General features: G+C 64.2%; 21 protein-coding genes and 1 pseudogene. 4 read left to right on the top strand and 18 right to left on the bottom strand.

The features are described from left to right. Positions 1 to 19: 19 nt before the first annotated feature. The 4 genes from Q0X85_RS18695 to Q0X85_RS18680 are packed head-to-tail and all read right to left on the bottom strand — an operon-like array spanning position 20 to position 4,645. Positions 20 to 700: a hypothetical protein gene (locus Q0X85_RS18695; protein ID WP_297774553.1), complete on the bottom strand. Its 681-nt coding sequence runs from the start codon at positions 698 to 700 to the stop codon at positions 20 to 22. Continuing rightward, a complete protein-coding gene (locus Q0X85_RS18690) occupies positions 697 to 1,314 on the bottom strand; it encodes a hypothetical protein (RefSeq protein WP_297774552.1) in 618 nt (205 codons plus the stop codon). The genes Q0X85_RS18695 and Q0X85_RS18690 overlap by 4 nt, the downstream gene beginning before the upstream one ends. Further along, on the bottom strand, positions 1,311 to 3,356 hold the full coding sequence (locus tag Q0X85_RS18685) for a WG repeat-containing protein (protein WP_297774550.1): 2,046 nt from the start codon (positions 3,354 to 3,356) through the stop codon (positions 1,311 to 1,313). Before Q0X85_RS18685 ends, Q0X85_RS18690 begins: the two co-directional genes overlap by 4 nt. Then, positions 3,356 to 4,645: a VWA domain-containing protein gene (locus tag Q0X85_RS18680; RefSeq protein ID WP_297774549.1), complete on the bottom strand. Its 1,290-nt coding sequence runs from the start codon at positions 4,643 to 4,645 to the stop codon at positions 3,356 to 3,358. The genes Q0X85_RS18685 and Q0X85_RS18680 overlap by 1 nt, the downstream gene beginning before the upstream one ends. Positions 4,646 to 4,758: 113 nt before the next feature. Between Q0X85_RS18680 and Q0X85_RS18675 the strand changes: the two genes are divergently transcribed. Continuing rightward, positions 4,759 to 5,709: a helix-turn-helix transcriptional regulator gene (locus Q0X85_RS18675; RefSeq protein WP_297774548.1), complete on the top strand. Its 951-nt coding sequence runs from the start codon at positions 4,759 to 4,761 to the stop codon at positions 5,707 to 5,709. Positions 5,710 to 5,779: 70 nt separating this feature from the next. Here the strand turns inward: Q0X85_RS18675 and Q0X85_RS18670 are convergent, their stop codons facing one another. Further along, complete coding sequence (locus Q0X85_RS18670) at positions 5,780 to 6,331, bottom strand: transposase (protein WP_297774546.1); 552 nt, start codon at positions 6,329 to 6,331, stop codon at positions 5,780 to 5,782. Positions 6,332 to 6,983: 652 nt separating this feature from the next. Here Q0X85_RS18670 and Q0X85_RS18665 point away from each other — a divergent pair. After that, the gene (locus tag Q0X85_RS18665; protein ID WP_297774545.1) at positions 6,984 to 7,343 is read left to right on the top strand and encodes a hypothetical protein; all 360 of its coding nucleotides are present in this window, start codon (positions 6,984 to 6,986) and stop codon (positions 7,341 to 7,343) included. A gap of 328 nt (positions 7,344 to 7,671) precedes the next feature. On the opposite strand, the gene Q0X85_RS18660 is transcribed toward Q0X85_RS18665, so the two are convergent. The 12 genes and pseudogenes from Q0X85_RS18660 to Q0X85_RS18605 form a co-directional block, all read right to left on the bottom strand. Further along, positions 7,672 to 8,628, bottom strand: a complete 957-nt coding sequence (locus Q0X85_RS18660) for a M23 family metallopeptidase (RefSeq protein WP_297774543.1) — start codon at positions 8,626 to 8,628, stop codon at positions 7,672 to 7,674. Beyond that, on the bottom strand, positions 8,625 to 9,464 hold the full coding sequence (locus Q0X85_RS18655; protein ID WP_297774542.1) for a DUF6544 family protein: 840 nt from the start codon (positions 9,462 to 9,464) through the stop codon (positions 8,625 to 8,627). The genes Q0X85_RS18660 and Q0X85_RS18655 overlap by 4 nt, the downstream gene beginning before the upstream one ends. 616 nt (positions 9,465 to 10,080) lie before the next feature. Beyond that, positions 10,081 to 10,782, bottom strand: a complete 702-nt coding sequence (locus tag Q0X85_RS18650; protein ID WP_297774540.1) for a VIT family protein — start codon at positions 10,780 to 10,782, stop codon at positions 10,081 to 10,083. Next, positions 10,779 to 12,446, bottom strand: a pseudogene (gene cadA, locus Q0X85_RS18645) (cadmium family heavy metal-translocating P-type ATPase). The gene Q0X85_RS18650 and the pseudogene cadA overlap by 4 nt, the downstream one beginning before the upstream one ends. Before the next feature lie 10 nt (positions 12,447 to 12,456). After that, positions 12,457 to 13,425, bottom strand: coding sequence for an FAD:protein FMN transferase (locus Q0X85_RS18640; RefSeq protein WP_297774538.1), 969 nt, complete (start codon positions 13,423 to 13,425; stop codon positions 12,457 to 12,459). Further along, complete coding sequence (locus Q0X85_RS18635) at positions 13,406 to 15,613, bottom strand: PepSY domain-containing protein (protein WP_297774536.1); 2,208 nt, start codon at positions 15,611 to 15,613, stop codon at positions 13,406 to 13,408. The genes Q0X85_RS18640 and Q0X85_RS18635 overlap by 20 nt, the downstream gene beginning before the upstream one ends. An 11-nt stretch (positions 15,614 to 15,624) precedes the next feature. Next, positions 15,625 to 16,095 (bottom strand): DUF2271 domain-containing protein, encoded by a 471-nt coding sequence (locus tag Q0X85_RS18630; RefSeq protein ID WP_297774534.1) that lies wholly within the window; start codon positions 16,093 to 16,095, stop codon positions 15,625 to 15,627. Between the two features lie 37 nt (positions 16,096 to 16,132). After that, the gene (locus tag Q0X85_RS18625) at positions 16,133 to 16,507 is read right to left on the bottom strand and encodes a hypothetical protein (RefSeq protein ID WP_297774532.1); all 375 of its coding nucleotides are present in this window, start codon (positions 16,505 to 16,507) and stop codon (positions 16,133 to 16,135) included. A gap of 181 nt (positions 16,508 to 16,688) precedes the next feature. Then, positions 16,689 to 17,981 (bottom strand): ferric reductase-like transmembrane domain-containing protein, encoded by a 1,293-nt coding sequence (locus tag Q0X85_RS18620; RefSeq protein ID WP_297774529.1) that lies wholly within the window; start codon positions 17,979 to 17,981, stop codon positions 16,689 to 16,691. Positions 17,982 to 18,036: 55 nt separating this feature from the next. Further along, entirely contained in the window at positions 18,037 to 18,363 is a 327-nt protein-coding gene (locus Q0X85_RS18615; RefSeq protein ID WP_297774528.1) for a PepSY domain-containing protein, read from the bottom strand. Positions 18,364 to 18,512: 149 nt separating this feature from the next. Next, positions 18,513 to 19,067: a hypothetical protein gene (locus Q0X85_RS18610; protein ID WP_297774526.1), complete on the bottom strand. Its 555-nt coding sequence runs from the start codon at positions 19,065 to 19,067 to the stop codon at positions 18,513 to 18,515. Between the two features lie 2 nt (positions 19,068 to 19,069). After that, entirely contained in the window at positions 19,070 to 20,443 is a 1,374-nt protein-coding gene (locus Q0X85_RS18605; protein ID WP_297774524.1) for an ethylbenzene dehydrogenase-related protein, read from the bottom strand. A 255-nt stretch (positions 20,444 to 20,698) separates the two neighbouring features. On the opposite strand from Q0X85_RS18605, the gene Q0X85_RS18600 reads away from it, so the two are divergent. Continuing rightward, the gene (locus Q0X85_RS18600; RefSeq protein WP_297774522.1) at positions 20,699 to 21,358 is read left to right on the top strand and encodes a response regulator transcription factor; all 660 of its coding nucleotides are present in this window, start codon (positions 20,699 to 20,701) and stop codon (positions 21,356 to 21,358) included. Next, entirely contained in the window at positions 21,355 to 22,722 is a 1,368-nt protein-coding gene (locus tag Q0X85_RS18595; RefSeq protein WP_297774521.1) for an ATP-binding protein, read from the top strand. Before Q0X85_RS18600 ends, Q0X85_RS18595 begins: the two co-directional genes overlap by 4 nt. A gap of 62 nt (positions 22,723 to 22,784) precedes the next feature. On the opposite strand, the gene Q0X85_RS18590 is transcribed toward Q0X85_RS18595, so the two are convergent. Then, entirely contained in the window at positions 22,785 to 23,444 is a 660-nt protein-coding gene (locus Q0X85_RS18590) for a hypothetical protein (protein WP_297774519.1), read from the bottom strand. Between the last annotated feature and the right edge of the window lie 35 nt (positions 23,445 to 23,479).

Here is a 23,479-nt window from a genome sequence, read left to right as displayed (position 1 = left end):
AGGAGCGGGATTCGCCGCCTCACTGGTTGCTCATATTCATGACGCCGCCGAAGTCCACCGGCTCGGCAGGCAGTTCGAAATCACCGGCCGGGCCGGGATCGTCACCGACTGCGGTGACAAGGAAACGATCCCCGAAAGACAACGCCGCGAGGCCGCGTTTATCGAGTTCGACCAAGAGCGTATTGGGCGCCTCGCCACTGGCGCTCTCGATCAGGCTCATCTTCTGGGATTGATGCTCCAGCAGCCGGGAGTTGTCGGTCAGCACCGCGGTATCGGTCTGCACCTGTCCGCTATTGTCGACCCACTCGATTTCATGGACCTCGCCCTCGATCCCGGCGATCTCGCGGCTCTCGCCCAATCGACGCATCTCCCTGATCTTTTCGGGAAAGACGACACCGGTCTGATCATGCGACGGTGCCTGAGCTGCACCCGCTCCTGACATGTCCTTGAACTTGCCAAGGTCCATGACGGTGATCTGCCCGGCCATCGAGATGATGGAGTAAATCGTGCCATTGCGCATGAGCATGTAGGCATCCATACCCTCGATATCGGTGCGCAGGGCGCTGCCCGTCCAGCGTTCGGTCATTTTCATCTGGCCGGCGTCCCCGGCATCCGCGGTATAGCTGACCCGGCCCTCGGCATGGCCGGTCGCAGCGGTGATGAGGGTGGCGAGGATTGCAGCGGGAATAGACCGGATCATGGTTCGTCTCCTGTCTGTTTGACCGGATGAGGGGTGGCTCGGCGCGGCACTGGCGTGTCGAGGCCGACATAGCCAAAGCCACGCGCGCGGGCGTTGCCGCAGACGAAACCGGGCGCGTATCGGTCGGCCACGGCACGGGCCAGCGCGTTGGCGTCAGGCGTGTCGGTAATGTCGATGAAGCCCACCATGCAGCTTTCCGTGCCGGAGGCATGAGCCACGGTGCTGACAACGAGCATCTCGCGGTAATCGTGGCTTGGTCCGACGCTCCAGCGGTGAATGGTGGCGAAGGGCCGCATCTCGCCCTGCATCGGTTGCCGCCGCCATTCGACGGTGTCGTGAACGGTATTGAACGGCGAGAAGCTCTCCCAGGGACCGAAAGCAGGCGTGCTGCCGTAGTCCATCGAGATGCGCGCATCGCCATCTGTCAGCATCAAGTGCAGCCCGTTCGGTCCCGGACAGATCAGTCGAAAGCCCATGCCTGCCTCGTCGGCTGGCCGATCCGTTTCCAGTGTCCTGCAGTCGTTTTCCCAATCGTAGCTCGTGTAGACACTGTCCATGTCCTGTGCATGGGCCGCGGCCGGCAGGGCCAGAGCGAGCAGCGCCAAGCGGATCATTTGGCAGTCTCCACCGGTATTTCCGCAAAGCGCACGGTGACGCTGCCCGCGCCGTCGACCTGGTCATGCGCGCCCAGCCTTGCGGTGACCTCACCGGCCAGACGGCCATCCGATCGCTCGAGGCGGCCGTCGGCGGCGACCTCGACGTCGGCGAAGGTGATGGACACAGGTGCGTTCGGCCCGGCGTTGAATGGGCCGACATATCCGGTCGGAAAGTCCAGTTCGAGCTTGGGACCGAACTTGCCGAGCGACAGCACCAACCTGTCATTGCGCTCGACGGCCCTTGCCGGGGTGAAGAAGTTGATAAGCGGGTCGTCCGGCATCGACTTGTCGAGCGCGGTCACCGCCCCGGTCGTCTCGACCAGAATGACTTCGGCCCCGACGTCGTAGGGGATTTGGTTGAACCGGGCCGACAGCGTGATCTCGTCGCCGGGGTCGTCGCGGGACACGAAGGTGATCTCGACAGCGCCGGAGATCGCGGCCTGGTCGCGGCGCTCAAGCGTTAGGCTACCACCTTTTTGAGAGGTATAGGTGGCTGGGCTCGGGGCGTTCGGGCCCTCGTCACGGACGCTCATCCAGAGATAGGCCGACGGCAGGTCGTCCGAGCTCGTGGGGCCGATCTCGTGCCGGCCCACCCCGATGCCCTTTGGGAGGCCCATACTGAGCGTCAGGTCCACGGTCTCGCCATTCCATGCAGCCATTCCCGCAAGCGACAGGCTCCAAGGGCCTTCGGCGTTCGTAGCCTGGTTGCCGTCCATCGTGAAGTCCGACCGGTTGCAGGGCGCGTCTGCACGGCGCGGCGCGACATCGCCTTCGACCGTTCCGGACAGCGCCATGCGATAGGCGCCCGCGGTGAGATCGCCGTTGTCGGTTTCAACCGGCAGGGCAGCGACGCCCGGCGCGCGGCGGCAGGCGGTCGAGTCGATGACCTCGGCGCCGTCCCTGTCAAGCCAGACCAGCTTGTCGCGCGACCACGGCAGGTGCCAGAGCATGCGGTCCGGCCCGGAGCGTAGATCGCCTGGACCCGCGTAGCGGATATCCGGGGGATTGCCGCAGATATTGGTCCCGTTGCCGACGACCAGCGGCAGCAGCCCGTCTTGGTAGGCCGGCAACCGCGCTTCGTTGCAGATCGTCAGACGTGCTCCGGCCTGCGGATCAACGGCAACCGCCCCCCCCGAATCTATCCAGACCGGGCCGGGCCGCACGGCCGCCCGCCCGTCCGCAAAGGGCGCCGCCGCATCGATCTCGCGCGTGCTACCATCGAGCCCGGATATCTCTCGAATGACCCAGTCGGAGGTGCCCATGTAGCCGACCTCGCGGTTCAGGCGCACGGGCGCGCGACCGTTCGCATAGCGACCCGCCTCCTGCAGGATAAACTTGCGCGGGAAAACCAAATCGCCGGACCGGTCGATATACCCCCGGTTCTCGGTATTCACGGCCGCCGGGGCGCGGCCGCCGACAAAGTCGCCGCCCTCGACAAACTCCGGCGCGATCGCCATCGTCCCGTCCGTGTTGATCCAGCCCACGCCTTCCCCTGCAATGCGGGCCCAGGCCAGCCCGTCCGAAAAGCCGCCGATATCCACCACATTGCGGTCCGCAAAGGCGCGCGGGATCCATGTGTCTCCGTCGCGGGTGACATAACGCGGGGCACCATCGGCCGGGGTGAAGGCACTGCACCCTTCGGACATCGGCTTGAAGGGCGAGAGCGCGAATGTCTCCTTCGCAATCACGACACGGTCCGCATCTCTCGCGCCGGGCTCGACGATATAGGCGCCGGTCCGGTCGATGAGACCCCAGCCCGTATCGGTCTCGACGGCCGCGACACCGTCCGAGAAGGGGCGGACCTGACGCCATTCCGGCGCGAGGCGCCATTCGCCGTCTCCCCCGACATAGCCCCACTCTGCGCCCTGCGGCAACGGATAGAGCGGTGCTCTTTCCGTGTCATCTGGCGCGCCACAGGGTTGCGCGGCAGCGCCTGCGGTCGCGACACCGAGGACCGCGCTGGCCCATGCAAAGGCCGTGCAAAGAAACTCACGCCCCATCATTTCACCTCCACGATCTCGATGCGGTCGAACTCGGCGACGGTCTGTTCCGACCCAAGAGTGCCGGCGAAAAGCGCCGGGTCGCCACGCGTGCGCAGGAGCTGGATCGGGTCCGTCTCGATGACCTCGGGGCCGCCCTCCTGCATGCTCCAGCCATTCATCTCGAGTCGGCCGATATAGTCTCGACCGCGCTTCGAGATGGTCAGACGGGCGCCCTTTTCCTCGAAATCCCGCAGGATCCGGGCCAGGTCGTAGCCGCGGAGATCGCCGGCGATCTCGACCTCGGCGCGGGTTTCCGTCCCCCCGGACATGGCCCGCAACCGCAGCCAAAGGTCGTCGTTGGAGTTGCCCTGCCGATAGACATAGGCCGAGAGCGTGTTATCAACATCGGCGTGCCGCCCCACCTGCACGATAGCCCGTCGGCCGCCCAGCGACTGGACCTCGCCCATGCGCGCGGTGAAGTCCGCGCTCAGGTCCCAGTCGCCGTCGGGAAACTCTGCGGCTGACCAGCGAAAGACGTTGGGTTGATCCTCGGCATCGCCCATGTAGCCGGGCTCGACGGTCATCGTCACGAGGGCGCCGTCGTCGATGATAAAGCCGGACGGATCGGGGTTCTCGACTGTCCAGTCCGGGCCGAGCTCGGCGCGATCGAAGTCGTCCGCAAAAAGCGGACCTGCCGGTTCGGGTTCGGGCTCGGGTGCGCTGACCTTCCGGAGCGCCCCGGTCAGCGATGCCGCGTCCGAAGCGGGGATGTAGCGCCCGCCCGTCTCCTCGGCGAGGCACGCGAGCTGGCCGTCGGCGTCGTCTACATCAAAGCCGATGACATGAGCGGTGAAACTTGCACCCGATCCGGCGAGATCCCGACCCAGCGCGCAAAGGTCAGCGCCGCAATTCTCGAGCCCGTCCGTCACGACGATGACGGACCCGGACTGCCCGACCGCATCGGCGGCGGCGCGGACAGATGCGCCCACGGGTGTCTTGCCACGCGGCGTGATGTCCTCCAGCGCGGCGTTGACAGCGCCCCGGTCCAGTGGACCAGGATCCAGCAGCGTCTCGATGTCCCCGCAATCTCCCTCGCGCCGGTGCCCGTAGGCCATCAGGCCAAGCGCCCTTTCCTCCGGCCAATCGGCCACCATGCGCTCGACCGCGTCTCGCGCGATCTCGATCTTAGCGGTGCCTCCGATCTGGCCCCACATGCTGCCGGATCCGTCGATAACGATCATCGTTCCGCCGTCGTCTTGCGCCCAGGCAGCGCCCGCCAGCGCGGCAACACCGATCAGTCCTGTCATCGAGCGATTTGCAAACACACGTCTCTCCCCACGTTTTCACGGCACGGTGGCAGCTTGAAAACCCATCCGCATGGGGCGTTTGCCCTATTTTCTGAACATGTTAGGCCGAGGTCATGGAAATTGACCTGCGACTCGCCAAGAGGCTTGCTGACATTCAGCGTCGGCTGCTCGAGCTTGAAACGAACCCCGGCACCGTCGAAGGTATTCTCGAGGATGCCGCAAGAATGGTGGAGGCCGATGCCGCCATGGCGGGATGGCTGAACGAGGGAACGCCCTTGCTCGCTACGTGGAATGCGGGTCCGCAGATCGAAGAGTATTTCTTTCGGACGTTCGCGGGCGTGGACCGCGACGGCAACATCCGGTCAACGGACCCGGACCTTGATAGCATCAATCTGACCCGGCGACAGATGGGCAGCGGTGTCTACCACGAAAGCGCCTTTGCTGGTCGCGCTGTGATCGAGAGCGCGGCCTTTCACCGCGAGGCGTTCCGTCCTGCGGGCATGAACCATGTTGTCGGCATGACGACGCGCCTGGCGGTGGGTGAGGCCGTATTCGCGATGGGCTACCGAAGCGGCAAATCGCCCGCCTTGGTCGGAGGTAACGCGGAAATCATCCTCAACCTCCTGCTGCCGGCTTTCGCAAACACCTTTGAGGCTCTGGACCGGCAGGCACGCAATTTCGAGCGCCTCCAGCGTGCGATCGCCGAGAGCGATATGGATGTGAGTGTCCAGGAGGGCGAAGAGTGGTCCGAAGGCGGTACCGGGGCGTTTCTGAACCTGCCGTTGCCAGGTCCGGATGCCGCCTATCTTGCTATCTCGCCGCCCGACGCCGCAACGCTGGCGTCGAGACTGGCAGCGAAGTATGGCCTTACAAAGCGTCAGGAAGACATCACGCATTGTCTGCTCGATGGCCTTTCGACAAAGGACGCAGCCGCACGATTAGGCATCAGCCCGAATACTGCCCGACGCCATTGTGAAGCAGTCCTTCATCGGACCGGCGCAAGCCGACGCGGCGAGTTGAACTGGCTCGCACGGTCTCTTGTCCTGCGATCTCCGGATCAGTAACTACGTGCAATTCGTAGCCTCCGCCTCAACCGAACCAATCTAAAACAGCGACATTATACCATTGGTTTTATCAATTGACCGTTACCCAGTCTCTTTGGGTGATTGAGGTTATGCGGTCTGGATCATTCGCGAAGAAATTCCAGGCGTCTGCGCATTTGTTGAGTATATCTTCATAGCTGTCGGACACAGTGATGGCGAGTTTGTTTGAACGCAGATAGGCCCAGACGTTTTCCATCGGATTGAGTTCGGGGGCGTATGGCGGCAGCTTCAGCAGGGTGATGTTGTCGGGCACGTTGAGGGCTGTCGCGCCATACCATCCCGCGCCGTCCACGATCTGGAGCGCGTGTGAGCAGGGCGCAACCGCCTTTGCGATCTCAATGAGATGCAGGCCCATCGCTTCCGCGTTGACATGAGGAGGGATCAGCCCGACGGCGATGCCGCGCGCGGGCGGGTGCCGCGTTTTGCCCAGATTCGGGTGAGCGTTGGCACCGCCGATGACGCGACGGCTGCGGCGCGAGCTCGACGTGCTCGGATAAACCTTGGCCCGGCACTTGATCGGTGCCGGGCCTCGCTTACCGGATGGAAACCCAACCGTGAAGCCAAGAAGCTGCCTGAACGCCAATGCCCATTGGAATGATCATGAAAGTTTTTCGGCCCGAAGACACTTTTTCGCTTCGCCAAAACCGCAATGAGCCAAGGTTTTGATCAGGCTTGCACCGTATCGAAAGGCATCAAGAGAGAAGGAATAATTCCAAGCCCGGACATCAAATCTTTCATCTCTCCCGGCACCGCCGACTCTGACACCAGCGAAAAACGTGTGGCCACCGCCACGGGCTGGATGGCGGGAGACCTATGCTGTCAAAGCGCGCCAAGCAGTCGGCGTGATCGAGGCCAAGCCAGACAGCTGGGGTTTGAAGCTTACATCTGTAGAAGAACAGTCCGAAGGCTATGCAAACGCCAATCTGAAATGGTACAGAGTGTCCACGGTTTCGTCCGAAGGCAGTACAGCACGACATTCTCCGCGCCTCTCGTACAAATTTAGGGTGCGGTCCATCTTGGCTTCGAACGATCCATGGCTGATCTTGCCGAGATCTCCGTGGAGTTCTTCGCCATACTCAACAGCGTTTCTGCTGTTCGATTGGGTCAACGTCGAGTTCGCCCCGAAAGCAGAGAGGTTGTACCCAAGGCATGAACTCCGGTCCAAGACTTGCAACCGCGCTCTGAATCGCGCGAGGCGGTAGGCATCCCAATTTTTGCTGGGAAAGGACATAACGATGGCACCGCAGCACAAGATCGACCTACTTGAGTTTGCACGCATCGTGAAAGACGGCAGACAGATTACCGATGAGGAGTTCGTTGATCAGATGCGACGCATTCTGCCTATCGATACCCTGAGGGATATCACTCCGGCGGAATCCGAATGGCTCTTCATGGCGATCAGCTGGCTACATGACTACAGCCTGCTCTTGTTGGAATTCCATCAGGTCGAGGTCAACAAGAGCACGAGCCACGCGGGCCATCCGGCCATCCCGGGGCCGACCGGCCCCTTCATCGAAAACATGCTGACTCGTAGCGGACCGCCTGACTTCTCGCAGCTGAGGGATTTTGGTCTTGGAAAGGGCCAGGATTCATAGATGTTCTTGATCTCTATTGTTGGCAGTCGCACGCCTGAGGGCGCGAACCCAATGACCTAACCTTTCGGAATGACAAAACTTTCGAAACCGCCTTGTGAGCATGCGAATGCCATTCTTTGCAACTCAACAGGTTCTTGGTCGCGATCGGCCCAAATCGGACTCTCAGCACCCAGCTGGCATTCTGCGGTCGCAGCTCGCGTAGCTGTGCCTGCTGCGACAGAAGAGCCCGCATGGACAGCACGCCACGCGCCAAACAGTGGAAGCGTTCAACGTACGGGTCTCACGTGTCCAGGAGGCGAGCTTATCGGGGTGAACGCTGCACGCTGCCTTACCTCCCACCGAGCCGGTCGCCACGGACGAGAAAGCGACCCTCGATCTGCAATGCCAGCGGCTCGCCCGAGATCGGCGGCGCCTCTTCGACGGCGGGACGCTGCGCGTGGATATGCAGATGCGGCTCTGTGCTCGCTCCGGAATTGCCGACCTCGCCCAATCGATCTCCCTCGACGACGATGTCCCCGGATGCGACGCTCACGCTTCCATGGCGCATATGGGCAAAGACGATCTCGATCTCGCCGCAACGCAGGATGACATGGTTGCCAAGGCGATTGACCGGGTCCTGTTCCGGCACTTCGAAGTCCGGCATGTTGTCCTCAGCGGCGACAACTGTCCCCGCACAGGGCGCGCGCAGCTCCGCGCCGAAGATCGCGTAGGCGGCAGGTTCGGCCGGCCACCATCCTTCGGCGCGCAGCCCCCACGGCCCGAGCCCGAAGAAATCGAGCGCATAGGATTGCCCGCGCCAGGGGCGGAACCGCGCGACGCTGGCATCCAGCGTCTTCAGGTGGACGTTCACAACAGCGTTGGACCCGCCGTTTCCGACGAGATAGCGGCCAGGGCCAAAGGGGTTGGCGATATCCACGACCTCTACCGCCGGCAAGTTGCGCCCCATCAGCGCCCGTACCCCGTACCAGCCCCCGACGGCGCATAACAGGACCGCCAGCGCGAACCCCGTCCATCCCCAAGTCCCTTCAGGCAGCACAGGCCGGTCATCGAGACGCGTTCCTGCAGCCCGGAAAACAACCAGACCCAGCCACAGCGACCCATAGATCCATGGCAGCCACCAGACAGGCAGCGCCCATTGAGCCACGCGCGCCAGCGCAAACAGCATTGCACCCGTTCCAGCCGACTGAAGCGCGAACCCCACGAGGCTTCCCGCCGGCAGAAACAACAGCCATGCGAGCAGTGCCAGAGGAAGCAAAACTTGAATGCCGAGGACCATAGCTGTCATGGCTGTCCGTCCGGGAATCGGATCTCAGTGATATCGGCGATGAAGAACGGGAAGTAGTCGTCCGTCCCGAACATATTGCCCGCCTCAACGTGGAACGGCAGGCGATATCCCCCGACCTCGCGGAAGTCCGACACGATTGCGCCGAATGGTTGCAAGCGGTAGGCCTTGTCGGGGTTCGCGTTGGTCCATCGTTCGAAAGACACGACTTCCGGTCGGCCTTGTGCGTCGACAGTCACGTCCACCACCTGGCTCAGGTCTCCGCGGCGTACCGTGACACGTGCGGTGTCATCGCCCACCTCTGCCCAAGATACACCCGGACCTGGCAACATGGCCGCCGGCGACCAGATCACCGCCTCTGCCACATAGCGCCCAAAGGCAGAGCGGGCATGATCCGGATCGCCGCCGGAGCGGGCGACCGGGATCGAGCCGAAGATCCGGAACCGCGTCCAGAGACCCGAATCCGACCCCGCGACGGGCATGCCACCGGTCGTCTTCATAGCCCAGACGAATCCTTCTGGAGCCGCGAGCATCTGGCGCGCTTCCATCGGCTGGTAGCGCGGGTTGTCCTTGGCCCCGAGGCTGAATTGCCCCGTCATCTCGATCTCGACGACCGGAAGGAGAGGTGTGTCCGGCTGGATGACATAGGTGAAATAGCGGCGCGCAGGATCGGGAAGGTCCGCCACCATCTCTTCGTCGAAGACCCGCGGGTCGACCGGCTGGAGCGTCGCGAGCCGGTCCCACTCCGAGCGATCCGCGCGCCGGTCCAAGAAAACAATGACGGCCAGCCCTAAAAGGACGATCGCAAGGACGATCAGAGTCGCGAAGAGGATTTTCATTTTGGCCACTCAGTCAGATGTCTTGGTCCACGCTAACGCGCGGGCATCTATAGGACGATGACCCAAATCAATTCTCGAAATTTTGACAGCATCCCTGTCATAGTGAAACACGGGCGCTTGTCCATTTCCGTGTTTCCTCGCACCAGACTCTGCCGAAGTTCGATACGAACGAGTCATTGCATCGTAGGGAATTGAACCAGACGTTCAGGCTCGCCGCAGCTAATGTCCGGAATCCCCCCGCTCGAGTCGGCGGGTCAAATCAGGCACGAACGGCCCAATTACCGGCCATGGCCGATGTCGTCAATTGCTGCGCTTCAGCTTCACCAGTCCAGACTTTCACTGCAGATGCATGATATCGGTGCCCTCGAACTCACAGTTTGCGGAAAAGCCTGCCGTTCCAGCAACGGCCGTGAAGGACTGCTTCAACCCGTTTGCAGACTTTAGGAGGCGCTTGCAAACAATAACGCACACTGGACGCCATAACCCCTTGGCGGCGCATCTAAATCGCTTCGTAGGTTAAATTCAAGACCGACGCGATTGCCGAAAGGAGTGGCCGAACCCGGGGAGAGGGGTGGCCCTGATATCCAACTTCTCCACCCTCTGCTGCCATCATTCCCTACCCGACAGTCACACCAAGGATTGTGCCGACTGCCGATGTCGCGGCCATCGCGAGGGCGCCCCAGAGCATGACCCTGGCGGCCCCATGAACGAGTCCTGCGCCGTCAGCGGATGCCCCCAGGCCGCCAAGAGCAGCGAGACCAACGATCGTCGACACCGCCACCAGAGCAGCGATCTGCGCCTCTGGCAAGAGCAGCACCACGATCAGCGGAACCACCGCGCCGACGGCGAAGATAAGCGCGGAAATCAGCGCCGCCTGGATCGGGCGGGCCGTCACGGTCTCGGAGATGCCGAGTTCATCGCGCGCATGCAATCCGAGACCGTCGCGCTCGGTCAGCTGAACCGCGACCTTCTCGGCCAGGTCGCGGTCAAGACCGCGATCGACATAGATCAGCGTTAGTTCCTCAAGCTCGGCCTCGGGCATTTCCTTGAGTTCGCGCGTCTCGCGCGCAAGGTCGGCTTGCTCGGCGTCGGTCTGGGAACTGACCGAGACGTACTCGCCTGCAGCCATCGACATCGCACCGGCCACGAGCCCTGCGAGACCAGCGATCAGCACTTCTGGCTTTCCGGACCCGGCCACGGCCACGCCGACGACGAGGCTTGCGGTCGACACGAGGCCGTCATTGGCGCCAAGAACAGCGGCGCGCAGCCAGCCGATGCGATGAACCATGTGGATTTCTGAATGCGAAAGGCGGGTCACGGCGTTGCTCCTTCGGGGATGTCGGCCTGCCCGTTGGAGACAGCCTGCGGTTTCTGTGTTGCTGCTTCGTGCGGCGCAATCCGGAGGGCGATGCGGCGGGACCGTTGCGCGGTCTCGATCCCCGGAAGAAGGCGATCAAGGTGATCGACCTGCAGCACGACATCCGCCGCTTCGGCCGAAGCCGCCGCCCCACGCGCGCCCATCGCGACACCGATGTCGGCGGCAGCCAGCGCGGGCGCGTCGTTGACACCGTCGCCCACCATCATGACCGGGCCGTTCTTGCGCTCGGTCAGGACCAGCAGCACCTTCTGGTCGGGGGTCAGCTCGGCCCGGACGGCGTCGAGCCCCAACCCCTCGTTCACGGCTTCGGCAACCGCGCGACGATCTCCTGTCGCCAGCAGGATGCGGGCAAGGCCCAACCTGCGCAGTCCGGCCAGCAGGTCGGCCGTGCCGCCGCGCAGCGCATCGGCCATCACGAGATGGCCCATCAGCTGTTCGTCCACGGCAAGCGACACGACCACCGATCCCGCCTCGACGACCGCGATTTCCGGGTCGGCAACGCCGGCCTGAGCGGCGACGAATCCTGCACCTCCCACGACGACGCGTCGTCCGTCGACGGTTCCCGCAACGCCTTCGCCCGGCGTCTCGACCACGTCTTCGGAGAGGTCACCCTGCGTGTCGATCGACACGATCTGCGGGCGGCCGTCCGTCAGCGTGCCGGTCTTGTCGAGGATCAGCGTGGTAATCCGGGCCAGCGCCTCGAGCGGTTTCGCGCCCTTGATCAGCACCCAGAAATGCGCCGCCCGCGACAGCCCGGCCACCAGCGCCACCGGCACGGCGAGGATCAGCGGGCAGGGGGTCGCGACCACCAGCACCGCGACCGCGCGGATCGGATCGCCCGTGAACCACCACGCGGAGGTCGCCAGCACGACCGTCACGGTGAGAAATACCAGCGAATAGCGGTCGGCCATCCGGGCCATCGGCGCCTTGGATTACTGCGCCTCTTCGACCAGCCGGACGATCCCGGCATAGGTGCTGTCGGAGGCCCGCCGCGTTACTCGAAGATCGAAGGCTTCGCCCGCGTTGGTCGAGCCGCTCATCACGTCCTGCCCGCAGGACAATCGGGCGGGCATCGACTCGCCCGTCAGCGCCGATTGGTCGAGCATGGCGCGCTCGCTTTTGACGGTTCCATCCACCGGCGCCACGTCGCCCTGCCGGATCAGCAGCAGGTCGTCCGGTTCGATATCCTCCAGAGGCACCTCATCGAGCGCGCCGTCCCGGTGGCGCGTGGCCGTCCGGGGCACTCGGGACAGAAGATCGCTCATCTCGCGCCGCGCGCGACCTTGCGCGAAGCTCTCGAGGAAGGTGCCACCCGAATACATCAGCGCGACCACCACCGCCGCCAGCGTTTCCCCGAAGAACAGAGCAGCCGACATCGACAGCGCCGCCACGATGTCGAGCCCGACCTCGCCTTTCCACAGACTTCGGACGATCTCGATGCAGAGCGCTGCGAGCACAGGGATGACGCCTGCCGCCCAGGCAATTTCGGCAAGGTCCGGCTGCCCTGAAAGCCAAAGGACACCGCCGGACACCAGACCAAGAAGCGCCATGCCCAGCAGGGCGACGTTCAGGCGATCCTCAAACAGAGCCGTTATCTTGTGCATATCCCCGGTGTCACATCACGCGCCCGTGGTCCGGACGTCTCTCGAACAGCCGTCCCACGCGCGTTTCGCGAAGATGATCACCGTCGCGGTCGATGAAGAGGGCGTTCAGACCAAGTGTACGCGCCAATGTCGCGCCTACCAAGCGTCCTCGGACCATCAGCGCCGTCGCCCATGCATCCGCGGCCATGCAGGTTTCGGCCACGACCGTGACCGAGGCGGGTGAATGTGCCAGCGGCCCGCCACGGTCCGGGTCCATGGTGTGCGACAGGCGGCGGCCCTGCACCTCGACCCAGTGGCGGTAATCGCCCGAGGTCGCCACGGCGGCGTCCTGCAACGCGAGGATGGAATGGGGTGCGCGGCGCTCGGGGTCCGGGGCTTCTACCGCGATGGTCCAGGCCTGCCCGTCGGGCCGCAGGCCGAGCGCGCGCATCTCGCCGTCGATCCCCACGAGGGCATCCGTGATCGCGTGGGTTCGAAGGGTCTCGGTCAGCCGATCGACCCCGTAGCCCTTGGCGATACCGTTCAGATCAAGCGCGATGGGCGCGGATTTGCGGACATGATGGTCGCCGATCTCGAGCGCCGCGTGCGCGGGCACGCGGTCCGCGGAAATGGCGGCGCGGATACGCTCGGGCGCGGCGGCCTCTGGCCCGAAACCCCAGGCCGTCACCGCATCGCCCATGCCGAGGTCAAAGCCCCCATCCGAGGCGCGCCCGATCTCGAGTCCGCGCGCGAGAACCTCCCCCAGCCGATCCGGCACCGGCACCCATGCGCCCACGGGCGCCATGTTGAGGCGCATGAGGTCGCTGTCGGGTTTCCAGGTGGACATCTGCGCGTCGACCTCGTCGACGGCCGTCTGCAGCGCGGCTCGGACGGGCGCCGGATCAAAGCCCGGCCCCGCGAAGAACAGCGCCGACCAGCACGTGCCCATGGTCGGACCATTCAGGGCATGGCTCACCACGTTAGTAGACATCTTCGACATAACGTCCCTCCGCTTTCAGCGTTGCGGGCGTCAGCCCGGCGGGCGCAAGGATCTCTGCCATCGCGTCGGCCACGCCTGCCGCCATGTCGCGCCCGCCGCAGACCATCACGCGCGCGCCGTCACGGATGAGCCGGGCGACCTCTGGCGCATCGTTGCGCAGCACGTCCTGCACGTAGCGGGGCTGCCGCTCGCGCGAGGCCGCCGTGACGAGCCGGGCAAGGCGACCCGCACCCTGCCAGCCGGGCATCTCCTCATCATAGAAGAAATCGCTATCGGGGTGGCGCATCCCGAAGAACAGGTGGATCGGCCGCCGCCGCGCATTGCCGCGGATGAACCCCGCCAGCGGCCCGATGCCGGTGCCCGCACCGATCAGGATCAGCGGCGTTCGCCCCCGCCCGGGCTGGAAGCCGGGGTTGCGGCGCAGAAATGCGCGGACCGTGCCGCCCGGTACCTGCGCCGTAAGCTGGCCGGAACTCAGGCCACCGGGATGTTTCTTAACCACGATCTCGACGAACCCGTCGCGGCACGCGGAGGCCAGCGAATAGAGCCGCGGCACGGGCGATCCGTCGGGGACAATGCCGATCAGGTCGCCGGCGTTGAAGCGCGCGAAGCCCGCCCCGGTCAGCCGCTGCCACAATGTCGTGCGCGGCAGGGCGAAGCGCAGGATCGCGCTTGGCGCCTGCACGTCCGCGCCGTAGTCGCGGCGCGAGACCAGTGTCAGCGTCTCGGTCGCGGGCAGAACCGGCGTGTGGGCCAGTTCCAGGTCGATGCCCAGGGCCTGCCCGAGCGACCGCCCCCAGCGCGCGAAATCCTGGGGCGACTGGCGGTCGACCGTTTCAAGGGCCATGAGTTCGGGCCAGTTCTTCGCCTTGGCCGCGTCCGAGACGTTCCGGGCAAAAGCGCAATAGGCCGGGAAACTGCGGTCGCCGAACCCCAGAACGGCCAGCGGTATGTCTGGCGCAGTGTCCAGTGCCTCCAATCGCTCCAGAAATCCCTTAGCCGAGGCTGGGGCATCGCCGTCGCCGTAAGTTGCGGCCAGCACGACGATCCGGCCTGCATGTGCGTAGCGCTGCGGCGCGAAAGTCGACATGGGGGCTGCGTGCACGCTGTGCCCCGCCTCGGTCAACGCGGCATGAAGCGTTGCTGCAAAGCCCCAGGTGCTGCCACCCTCGCTGCCCACAAGCAGAATGGTGTCGGCGCGGGATGCGGGCCGGTTGCTGCGGATGCGGGGGCGTCCACGCCACCCGGCCAGCCAGATCAGCACGCCGGTGACGCCCATCGCGGGCATGCCGAGCGCCATGATGCCGAGCACGAGCCCAAGCGGCGCGGCGCCCTGTCCGGTATGCAGCATGTAGATGGTTTCCGAAACGCGCTCCCACCTGGTCAGGTCGGCCCAGCTCAGAAGCGCGCCGGTGCCGTGATCGAGATAGCCGGTGCCGCGGTCGGTCTTCAGGGTGAAGACGTCCGTGGCGTCGCCGGGATAGGGGAAGCTCAGCTCGCGCAGCTCTGTCACCGGCGTGTCGCCGAGCATCGCAAGATTGCCAAGCGCCACGCCGGTCTCGCCGCTCACCTCGGTCGGGAAGGCCGGCGGGGCGCCGCCATCGGGCAGCAGATCGAAGGTGGAGGCCGTCATCCACAATGCGGTGGTGGAGGACAGGACAAGCCCCGTGACTGCGATCCGCGCGATTTCTACGTGCAGCCGTCCGGCAAGCGGCCCGCGCAAGCGTGCGAACCAGTGCCGCCAACCGCCCACGCGCCGCGCAACCAGCATCATGCCGCTGAGCGAAAGGATCAGCATCGCCACAGCACCGACAGCAGAGGCAATTCGCCCCCCGTCGCCGAGAAACAGCGACCGGTGCAGGTTCGTCAGCCAGCGTTGCGTCTGGTTCGGGTCGGCGGGGGCCACGCCCTGTCCGGTCGCAGGATCGATCACGGCGGCGCCGGGCTTGCCCTGATCGAACCAATAGGCGATAATCCGCCCCGAGGGCGCCCGGCGGATCTGCTCGACGCCCGGATAAACCGCCTGAATGCGCGTCGCCAGCTTTCCGACAGTCAGGCTCGTCGCTGCTTGCGGCGCAGTCAGGCGCTCGGCCGCCGGGAAGACGGACAGTGCCGCGCCGCTGAGCGTCAGGACGGTCAGAAGCGCGAGGGCCAGAAGACCCGGCCAGCGGTGGAATGCGCGGATCATGACCTGTTCCCTCACATGTCGTAGGCGAAGCTGGCGATATAGCGACGCCCGGCCACCGGCGTGCCCGCGCCGGTCGTCGTCAGCGGCACCGCGACCTCGTTGGGGCTGTCGCGCATGTCCTCGACGGCGGCGTCGATGTGCAGGGTGTAGCCCGCGTCGAACAGCGCATCGGCGAGATCGAGCGTGATCTCAAGAGTCCTCCCCGCTCCCACGCTGGCCCCGGTGATGCCATTGACCTCGCCCGTGTCGCCGCCGGTTGCGCGGTACCAGTCAGTCAGGTGCTCGTAGTATTTCGACTTTGTCCCAGCCATCCAGAGGCTGCCCATGTAGGCGCCGGAGGCATCGGTGACGTAGAGTGCGAGATAGGCTCCATCGCCACCGTAGCTGTTGAGATTCGTGGTCAGCGTCACCGGGCGCGCCACGGCGAGGCCGGGAAGGGTCAGCGCCGTGGTCAGCGCGAGTGTTGCAAGAAGCGATTTCATCGGGTTTGTCCTTGTTTATGCGGTGCGTCGAAGTGGCTCAGTTCACCTTGACCTGCGGTGGGGCGCCATTTCCGAAAAGCCCGTTCTGCGGTGGGGGGATAGTGCCGGCGGGCGCTGGATTACGAGCGCCGCCGCGGCAGTCGTCATCATCGTCTTCGTCGTCGCAGTCATCATCGTCATCGTCGTCATCGTCGTCGTGATCACGCCGTGAACCGCGGTATTCATCATCATCGTCGTCGTCATCGTCACCACTGGCGAGGATGAGAGGCAATGACTGCGTCGCATCCTGCCAGATCGCCGCGAATAGCCGAGGGCTCCCGTCGGCGGGGGCGTGCATCGCACTCCAGGCGGTGGTGCCGATCACGGCGGTCAACGCGGTGGAGGCGACAAGAATGGTAAGGGTCTTTCGCATCGGAGGGTCTCCTTTTCGTTTGATGAGACTGATATGCAGACCCGACCTGAGGCTTTCCTGACGTCTTCGCGATTCCTGCTTCAGCTTGTCGTCAGGAAGAAAAACGCCCCGCCGATCTGGCAGGGCGGAAAACTGGGCACGGCCACCACATGGTGCGCGTGCAGAACCGATCTTCAGCGCGTCAGGCGAACTCGAAATACTCGAAGCGGACGCGTCGCGGCGTCTGGTCCAGCGCCTTCAGACCCTTCAGGATCCCGTCTTTCAGGCCCTCAGGGCCACAGAACCACAGATCGGCATCCCGGACCGCGAAGGGCACCATACCGGTCAGACGCTCGGCCGTCAGGCGCTCATCACGCGCTGTTGCGACCACCTGAAAGCTGAACCGCGGGTTTCGCGCCGCCGCTGCTTGAAGGATCTCCACCCCGAGCGCCTCTTCGGGAGTGCGGACACAATGAACGAGGTGAATGTTTCGCTGCTCCGCCTCGGTCAGGCTTTCCGCCCATGCAAGGAACGGCGTGATGCCAATGCCCCCCGCCAGCCAGATCTGGCGCGCGCCACCCTTGCGGAAGTCGAACCGGCCATAGGGCCCCTCGACCTGCACGCTCATTCCGGTCCGAAGGGCGTCAGGCAAGCGCCGGGTCCAGCCTCCCAGCCCCTTGATTGACAGGGTCAGCGCGCCGTCAGAGCGTGGGGCGCTGGCGATCGTGAACGGGTGCGGTTCGGAAAGGCCCGCTTCCGGCGCGCGAAAGAAGGCGAACTGCCCGGGCCGCCAGCGCATCGCCCGCCCTTTAGGGCTGAGCGTCAACGCAGCGGTGTCGCCATGTCGGCTGATGTCGCTGACCGTGTACTCGCTGCGCCGCAGGCGCGGTGCGAAGAACTCGGTGTAGACCCAGGCAATCACTCCACCGAGCCCGAAGGTGTTCAGCATCACCGACAGCGACGGATCGACCCCGGTCGGCAGGTCCACGAAAAACTGATGGAACACGATGATGGCGAAAAGGACGCCCATGAACCGATGGCTGAACCGCCATAGTTGATAGGGAATCTCCAGTGGGATGAATGGCAGTCGCCGGAACCAGCTGATCGCGATCAGCACGAGCAGCGCATTGAAGGCAAACTCCCCTGCCTCCTCGGCCAGCTCCCCCAACCCGGTCTCGCGCACCGTCCGCTCGAAATCCGGCTCGATCTGCTGGTGCAGGATCATCAGGAGCATCGCGGAGATACCCAGCCACTTGTGGACCCGGTACATGCGGTCGAGCCCACCGAACAGCGGTTCCAGCAGACGCGGTCTTGCGGCAAGGATCAGTGTCTGGCTCATGGCGATCACCGCCGCGGCCCCGACCGCAACCCCGATGGCTGCCTCCAAACCGTAGGAGGCATACGTCGTGAAGCCGAGCAGCCCCGCCAGACCGCACAGCAGGGCGACCAGCACGGGGCCAGACAGAGTCAGACCGTTGCCAACAGCTGTCGTCAAGAAATTGGACGCCCGAACTGGCCCCAAGCTGACATTCTTTGCGCCCTGCGCCAGATCAGTCATCTTTCTCTCTCTCGCGATCGCGGCGGCGGCGATCATCGTCGTCATCGTCCTCGTTCTCGTATTCGAACTCGATGACCTCCAGCGTCGCGGGATGCACCGTCACCTCGATCCGGCGCCCCTCGGCGTCGCGGCCGTCGATCTCGTAGCAGCCGTCGTCGATCTTGATCCGGCGCATGGTCCAGCCGTTCTCCTCTGCCAGCCGGGCGACGGCGTCACGCGGCTGCCAATCGGCCATCGGCACGAAACAGTCGTCGTCCGCCAGCGCGGCCCCGGCCGGAAAGACCGCGAGAACGCCAAGAATTGTCAATGTTGTCTTCATGGGTCACACTCCTCACGGCATCCCTCTTGGGGCAAGATATGCGCGGGGAAGCTGACGGCAGGCTGAAGGCATATGGCTTTCCGCGTCAGATTGCCTTCAGCCTCGGTTCGGAACCGGGGCCACCTCGCAAGGCCGCCCCGCGGCCCGGATCAGGCCGACGCCTTGCGACCCGCCATCACGCCAAGCAGCGCCATGACGATACCAAGCCCGATCAGCACGCCGACCGTGAGGTTGGGCACATAATAGGTGGTATAGATTTCCCACCCGAGCAGGCGCAGGACTTGCCCGACCTCGGTATAGACCCCGATCAGATGCCCTCCGAGCGTGCCGGTAACCCCGACCAGAACGACGCCCACACCAGACAGGACAAGCATCACAAGCCTGGGGAACCCATGCCATAGCGCATCGCCCTGCAGCAGGCGGGTGACCGCCAGCAGCGTGAAATAGGCCAGCGACCAGCTTGCCGTCAGCATGTGGTTACGGCCCATCGGGCTGGACGACAGCGCCTGCCAATCCCAGACCGTCAGCCCGACCACATAGGCCACTGCGCCGAACACGACGCCGAGCACAAGAAACACCGGCAAGGCACGATCCGCGGCCTGCCCCACCGGACCGTCATTGATGGCCCGCAGAAAGATCAACAGCGCCGAGGCCAGCCACAAGGCCGTTGGGAAGTGAACGAGAACAACATGATATGCGGCCATTTTCAGGCTCCTTTCGTGGCAGAGACCGTGCGGTTCAGGGCAACGCCGAACCCCGCGATAAGAACGACCCCGGCAAGGATGGTCAGCAGCCATTGCCGCCGGATCTGATCGGTGAACTCGACCTCGATGCCGTAATTGGTCAATTGCTCCGGGGTGTGGCGGAACCGAACCGGCACGCCCTCAGCGATCTTCTCTGCCCCGGCATGGGCCTCCGAGTTGAGCAAGGGCCAGGTCACCTGTCCGGGATAGAATAAGGTGATATCGTTCCACGCATCACCCCATTGCGGCTGACGGCCGGTGAAACGCGCAGCCGTGATATCGGACTCGCGGCCAAGGCCCAATCGCTGCGGCAGCGAGACATAGTGCCAGCGCCCGCCGGTGGCGTTGCGGTGGATCGCGAAAGCAACGTCATAAACCCCCAGATCATGCAGGATCTTGTCATCCTGCGGTGCGCCCGTATCCAGCGCGCGCGCGAGCGTGACATCCCAATACCCATCTGCCCAATGCCCCTTGCCGGGGGCGGTAATGTCGGCGCGCGATCCATCAGGCCGGCGCAGGGTACGGCGCGGGATCACATCGCCATTCTGCCAGACGCGATCCGGATCGAACGGAACCGAAACCTCGGGTGTCAGCGCATAGGCCTGATCCTGCGTGACCAGACCAGCCATGATGTCCTCCCAACGCAGCGCGGCATAGCCTGCCGTCTGCGGATCGAACATCACCTTCGGCTGCGACGTCTCCTTGTCCCAGTTGGTCGAATAGGTCGACGTTCCGTCATCGCCACCGCGCCCCGCGCCAACATTCTGGTCATCAGCAAAGCCAACTGCATTCGACCGCCCCCCGCGCCAATGCCAAAGGTCGAGGAAATACCCGGCCTTGCGCAGTCGCGCCTGCACATCCTCGGGTGCCATATCGTCCCACGCACCCAGCCTGTTGCGTGTGGCGGGCAGGTATTTCGTTACTTCCTCGGGGGCTTCATCGGTCAAGCCGGCAAGACCGGCCCCGATCGTGACATATCCGCCATACCGACCGAATTCCGGCACCGATCCGTCATCGAGCATCATGGCAACACGATCTTCGTGCAGGCCATCGGGGTTCGATCCCGGCACGGCGTTGCCGCGGCGCTGCCACTCGCCATCCTGATAGACCAAAACGTCATGGAAGATACCGGGCCGGTCCGACGGCCAGCGGTAGCGGAAGAACATCGTTTCGTCGTTATAGGCCGCCTGCACCTGCAAGGGCACGGTCAGCGTTTCGGGGATGCTGATGTTGCGTTCCGGGTCATTAACCACGACGCCTGTCCCGTGGGTGACCCAACTGACGAGCAACCCTCCGAGAAAAAGCGCCGAGGCAACCGGCAAGACAAGTTTGTTCATCTTTTGTTCCTTTTGTTTCTCCGGAGATCGCAAATCAAACCGGCAAAAAGAGTATATTCTTGTGCGGCGCGCAGTTCGTTGATTTCAATCAGTGACAAACGTTATTCACCCGACGGATAAGCCGTGATGTTCCGAATTCGGGCATCTGGAGGGGCAACCTGCAAACCTGACGCGAACCTGAAGCGATTGCCCCGAACCGGTCAGCATTGCGTAAGCCAGGCCGATGACTGAAGAATGGCCGAAGGGGAAACGACCATGCGCATCCTGCTGATAGAGGACGACACCACGCTCGGTGCCGCCGTACGAGACCAGATCGCCGCCGACGGCCAGTCGGTGGACTGGGTCTTGCGTCTTGACGCGGCGGGCGATGCGCTCAGCGCAACCTCTTACGACCTGATCCTGCTCGATCTCATGCTGCCGGACGGGCGCGGCATCGGGTTTCTAAAATCCTTCCGCGCGCGGGGCGATGTGACGCCGGTCATCATCCTGACCGCACTCGACCAGATCTCGGACCGGATTGAGGGCTTGAACGCGGGCGCCGACGATTACCTCGTCAAACCCTTCGACCTGGCGGAACTCTCGGCCCGGATCGGCTCGGTCGCGCGGCGCTACAGCGGCAACCCGAACCCCATCGTCAGCCACGGGCCGCTGAACATCGACCTCGCCGCGCGCAGTATCCACAAGGGCGGCAAGCCAGTGCAGCTGACGGCGCGCGAATGGGCGCTCTTCGAGGCATTCCTGTCCCGCCCAGGTCAGCTCCTGTCCAAGGCGCAGCTGGAGGAAAAGCTCTACGCTTTCAACTCGGAAGTGGAGAGCAACACCATCGAGGTCCATGTCAGCCGCCTTCGCAAGAAGCTTGGGAGCGCGGTCATCGAGACCGAGCGCGGCATGGGCTACCGCTTGGGCAAGCCATGAGGCTGCCGCGCAGCCTGCAGGCCCGGCTCGGTCTGTCGCTGGGTCTGGTGCTGACGCTCCTCTGGTTGTTGGCAGCCACCGTCACGGCCGTGATTGTGCGGGGCGAGCTGGACGAGGTGTTCGACAGCGCCCTGCGCGAGACCGCTGAGCGTATCCTGCCGCTGGCCGTGACCGACATCGTCGGACGGGAAAATGAGGGGGTAACGCAGCGGCTCGCCCCGATCCGGAAGCACGACGAGTTCTTCACCTACCTCGTGCGCGATGCCGAAGGCCGGATCCTTCTGCAATCCCACGCAGCCGATCCTGCCGGGTTCCCGCCCTATGACGGGCCGGGGATTCGGCAGACTGCCACCCACCGGCTCTACAGTGACGCAGCGCTTCAAGGGACGATCCGCATCACCGTAGCCGAACCGCTGGCACATCGCGCGTCGGCCGCCCGTGAAATCCAGATGGGCCTTAGTCTGCCACTGCTGATCGTCCTGCCGGTCGCTTTGACTGCGATCATCCTTGCTGTCCGTTTCAGCCTCGCCCCCCTGCGCCGGTTCCGGGTGCGGCTGGAGTCGCGCGGCGCGCGCGACCTTTCAGAGGTTCCCGCCGACGATCTGCCAACGGAGATCGGACCACTGGCCAACACGCTGAATAGCCTGCTGGCCAGGTTGCGCGATGCATTCGAGGCCGAGCGCAGCTTTGCTGCGAATGCCGCGCACGAACTTCGAACGCCGCTCGCGGGTGCCATTGCGCAGGCGCAGCGGCTCCGCTCGGAGACGCGCGACCCGGCCACTGACGCCCGGGCAGCCGATATCGAGGCGTCCCTAAAGCGGCTAACGCGGCTTTCCGAACGGCTCATGCAACTTGCGCGGGCCGAAGGCGGGCGCCTGCGGATGGACCAAAGCGCGGATCTTCGCTCCGTCGTGCGAATAGTGGTGGACGATATCGGACGCGCGGGCACGTCGGGCCGCATCGTGCTGACACTGCCGGAAACGGCTGTCATGTCGGACATTGACCCCGACGCCTTCGCCATCGTCTGCCGGAATCTCCTGGAAAACGCCCTTCGCCACGGCGATGAAAATGCTCCGGTTGAGATGGCGCTGACGGCGGAGGGGCGGCTTGTCGTCGCGAATGATGGTCCTGTTCTCTCCCGCGACACCCTTGACCGCCTCACCGCCCGTTTTGAGCGCGCAAGTGCAAGCACCGAAGGCAGCGGGCTGGGCCTCGCGATCGTCGCCGCCATCGCGAACCGGATCGGTAGTCCGCTCAACCTGGCATCTCCGCGTCCGGGCACGTCTTCCGGTTTTGAGGCCTCCATCAAGCTACCGGCAGTCCCCGCCGGAGACCTCGCGCAAGGCATGATGCGAAGGGATTGAAAATTCGAGGAGCATCAGCACCTTCGCGCTTGCCACCATAAATTACTGCCCATATGGCAGGCTTAACATCGCATGTTCATACCCATACCTTCGACACGTGTTGAGGCCTTGAGCAAGCTCGTCTTTTTGAGCGCCCATGAAGCACCGAACGTCGATATCGCACGAATTTTCAAATTTTCCTTCGTGTATCCGGACATTGGCCAATCTCCACTTCGAAGCGGCGCAGATGGGCAGCGCTGCGGTCGGCTGACGCCGGTCCATTGGGGACTGGCACGGATGAGAAGGACCATCTGGAATGCCCAAAGACTTGTTTTCACCTTCACCACTTTCGCAGTTCGTCGTTGCCAATTGCTCGGCGCTGACCTCGTCAGCGTCACTACTCGGCGGCCCCGGAGGCGGAGCAACGCGTCAAGGCGCTGGTCGATGAATTGACCCTCGCGTCGCCCGTCTCTCGCCGCCTTAACCGCGCGCTCGATGCGCTTGAAGACTTGCTTAGCCTGCGCCACGTCGATGACCTCGACCGTGTCGAGGCCGCGCGGTTTGCGATGATCGACCCGGAACACCACGCTATCGAGGACGTTTGTCTTTTGCTTGAAGGTCTGCGCGCGGCGCGCGTGGCAGAAGATCGTAAGCGGTTCTCTGATCGCGGTTGTGTCAAGGGCGTTAGGTTTGTTGTCCGCCGGGGTCGTGGTTCTCTCCGAAGTCAGGCGATGCTGCTTCATGATGGCGTCCGGGGCTGATCGTCTGGAATGTCATT

Origin of the sequence: uncultured Roseovarius sp. (assembly GCF_947259555.1) — a bacterium.
Lineage (GTDB): Bacteria > Pseudomonadota > Alphaproteobacteria > Rhodobacterales > Rhodobacteraceae > Roseovarius.
This window is presented reverse-complemented; position numbering and strand designations above follow the sequence as displayed.

What these genes read in the sequence shown, in the direction of transcription:
- Q0X85_RS18695 (WP_297774553.1), bottom strand. Translation starts at nt 700, where the DNA reads ATGATCCGGTCTATTCCCGCTGCAATCCTCGCCACCCTCATCACCGCT.
- Q0X85_RS18690 (WP_297774552.1), bottom strand. Translation starts at nt 1,314, where the DNA reads ATGATCCGCTTGGCGCTGCTCGCTCTGGCCCTGCCGGCCGCGGCCCAT.
- Q0X85_RS18685 (WP_297774550.1), bottom strand. Translation starts at nt 3,356, where the DNA reads ATGGGGCGTGAGTTTCTTTGCACGGCCTTTGCATGGGCCAGCGCGGTC.
- Q0X85_RS18680 (WP_297774549.1), bottom strand. Translation starts at nt 4,645, where the DNA reads ATGACAGGACTGATCGGTGTTGCCGCGCTGGCGGGCGCTGCCTGGGCG.
- Q0X85_RS18675 (WP_297774548.1), top strand. Translation starts at nt 4,759, where the DNA reads ATGGAAATTGACCTGCGACTCGCCAAGAGGCTTGCTGACATTCAGCGT.
- Q0X85_RS18665 (WP_297774545.1), top strand. Translation starts at nt 6,984, where the DNA reads ATGGCACCGCAGCACAAGATCGACCTACTTGAGTTTGCACGCATCGTG.
- Q0X85_RS18660 (WP_297774543.1), bottom strand. Translation starts at nt 8,628, where the DNA reads ATGACAGCTATGGTCCTCGGCATTCAAGTTTTGCTTCCTCTGGCACTG.
- Q0X85_RS18655 (WP_297774542.1), bottom strand. Translation starts at nt 9,464, where the DNA reads ATGAAAATCCTCTTCGCGACTCTGATCGTCCTTGCGATCGTCCTTTTA.
- Q0X85_RS18640 (WP_297774538.1), bottom strand. Translation starts at nt 13,425, where the DNA reads ATGTCGAAGATGTCTACTAACGTGGTGAGCCATGCCCTGAATGGTCCG.
- Q0X85_RS18635 (WP_297774536.1), bottom strand. Translation starts at nt 15,613, where the DNA reads ATGATCCGCGCATTCCACCGCTGGCCGGGTCTTCTGGCCCTCGCGCTT.
- Q0X85_RS18630 (WP_297774534.1), bottom strand. Translation starts at nt 16,095, where the DNA reads ATGAAATCGCTTCTTGCAACACTCGCGCTGACCACGGCGCTGACCCTT.
- Q0X85_RS18625 (WP_297774532.1), bottom strand. Translation starts at nt 16,507, where the DNA reads ATGCGAAAGACCCTTACCATTCTTGTCGCCTCCACCGCGTTGACCGCC.
- Q0X85_RS18615 (WP_297774528.1), bottom strand. Translation starts at nt 18,363, where the DNA reads ATGAAGACAACATTGACAATTCTTGGCGTTCTCGCGGTCTTTCCGGCC.
- Q0X85_RS18610 (WP_297774526.1), bottom strand. Translation starts at nt 19,067, where the DNA reads ATGGCCGCATATCATGTTGTTCTCGTTCACTTCCCAACGGCCTTGTGG.
- Q0X85_RS18605 (WP_297774524.1), bottom strand. Translation starts at nt 20,443, where the DNA reads ATGAACAAACTTGTCTTGCCGGTTGCCTCGGCGCTTTTTCTCGGAGGG.
- Q0X85_RS18600 (WP_297774522.1), top strand. Translation starts at nt 20,699, where the DNA reads ATGCGCATCCTGCTGATAGAGGACGACACCACGCTCGGTGCCGCCGTA.
- Q0X85_RS18595 (WP_297774521.1), top strand. Translation starts at nt 21,355, where the DNA reads ATGAGGCTGCCGCGCAGCCTGCAGGCCCGGCTCGGTCTGTCGCTGGGT.
- Q0X85_RS18590 (WP_297774519.1), bottom strand. Translation starts at nt 23,444, where the DNA reads ATGAAGCAGCATCGCCTGACTTCGGAGAGAACCACGACCCCGGCGGAC.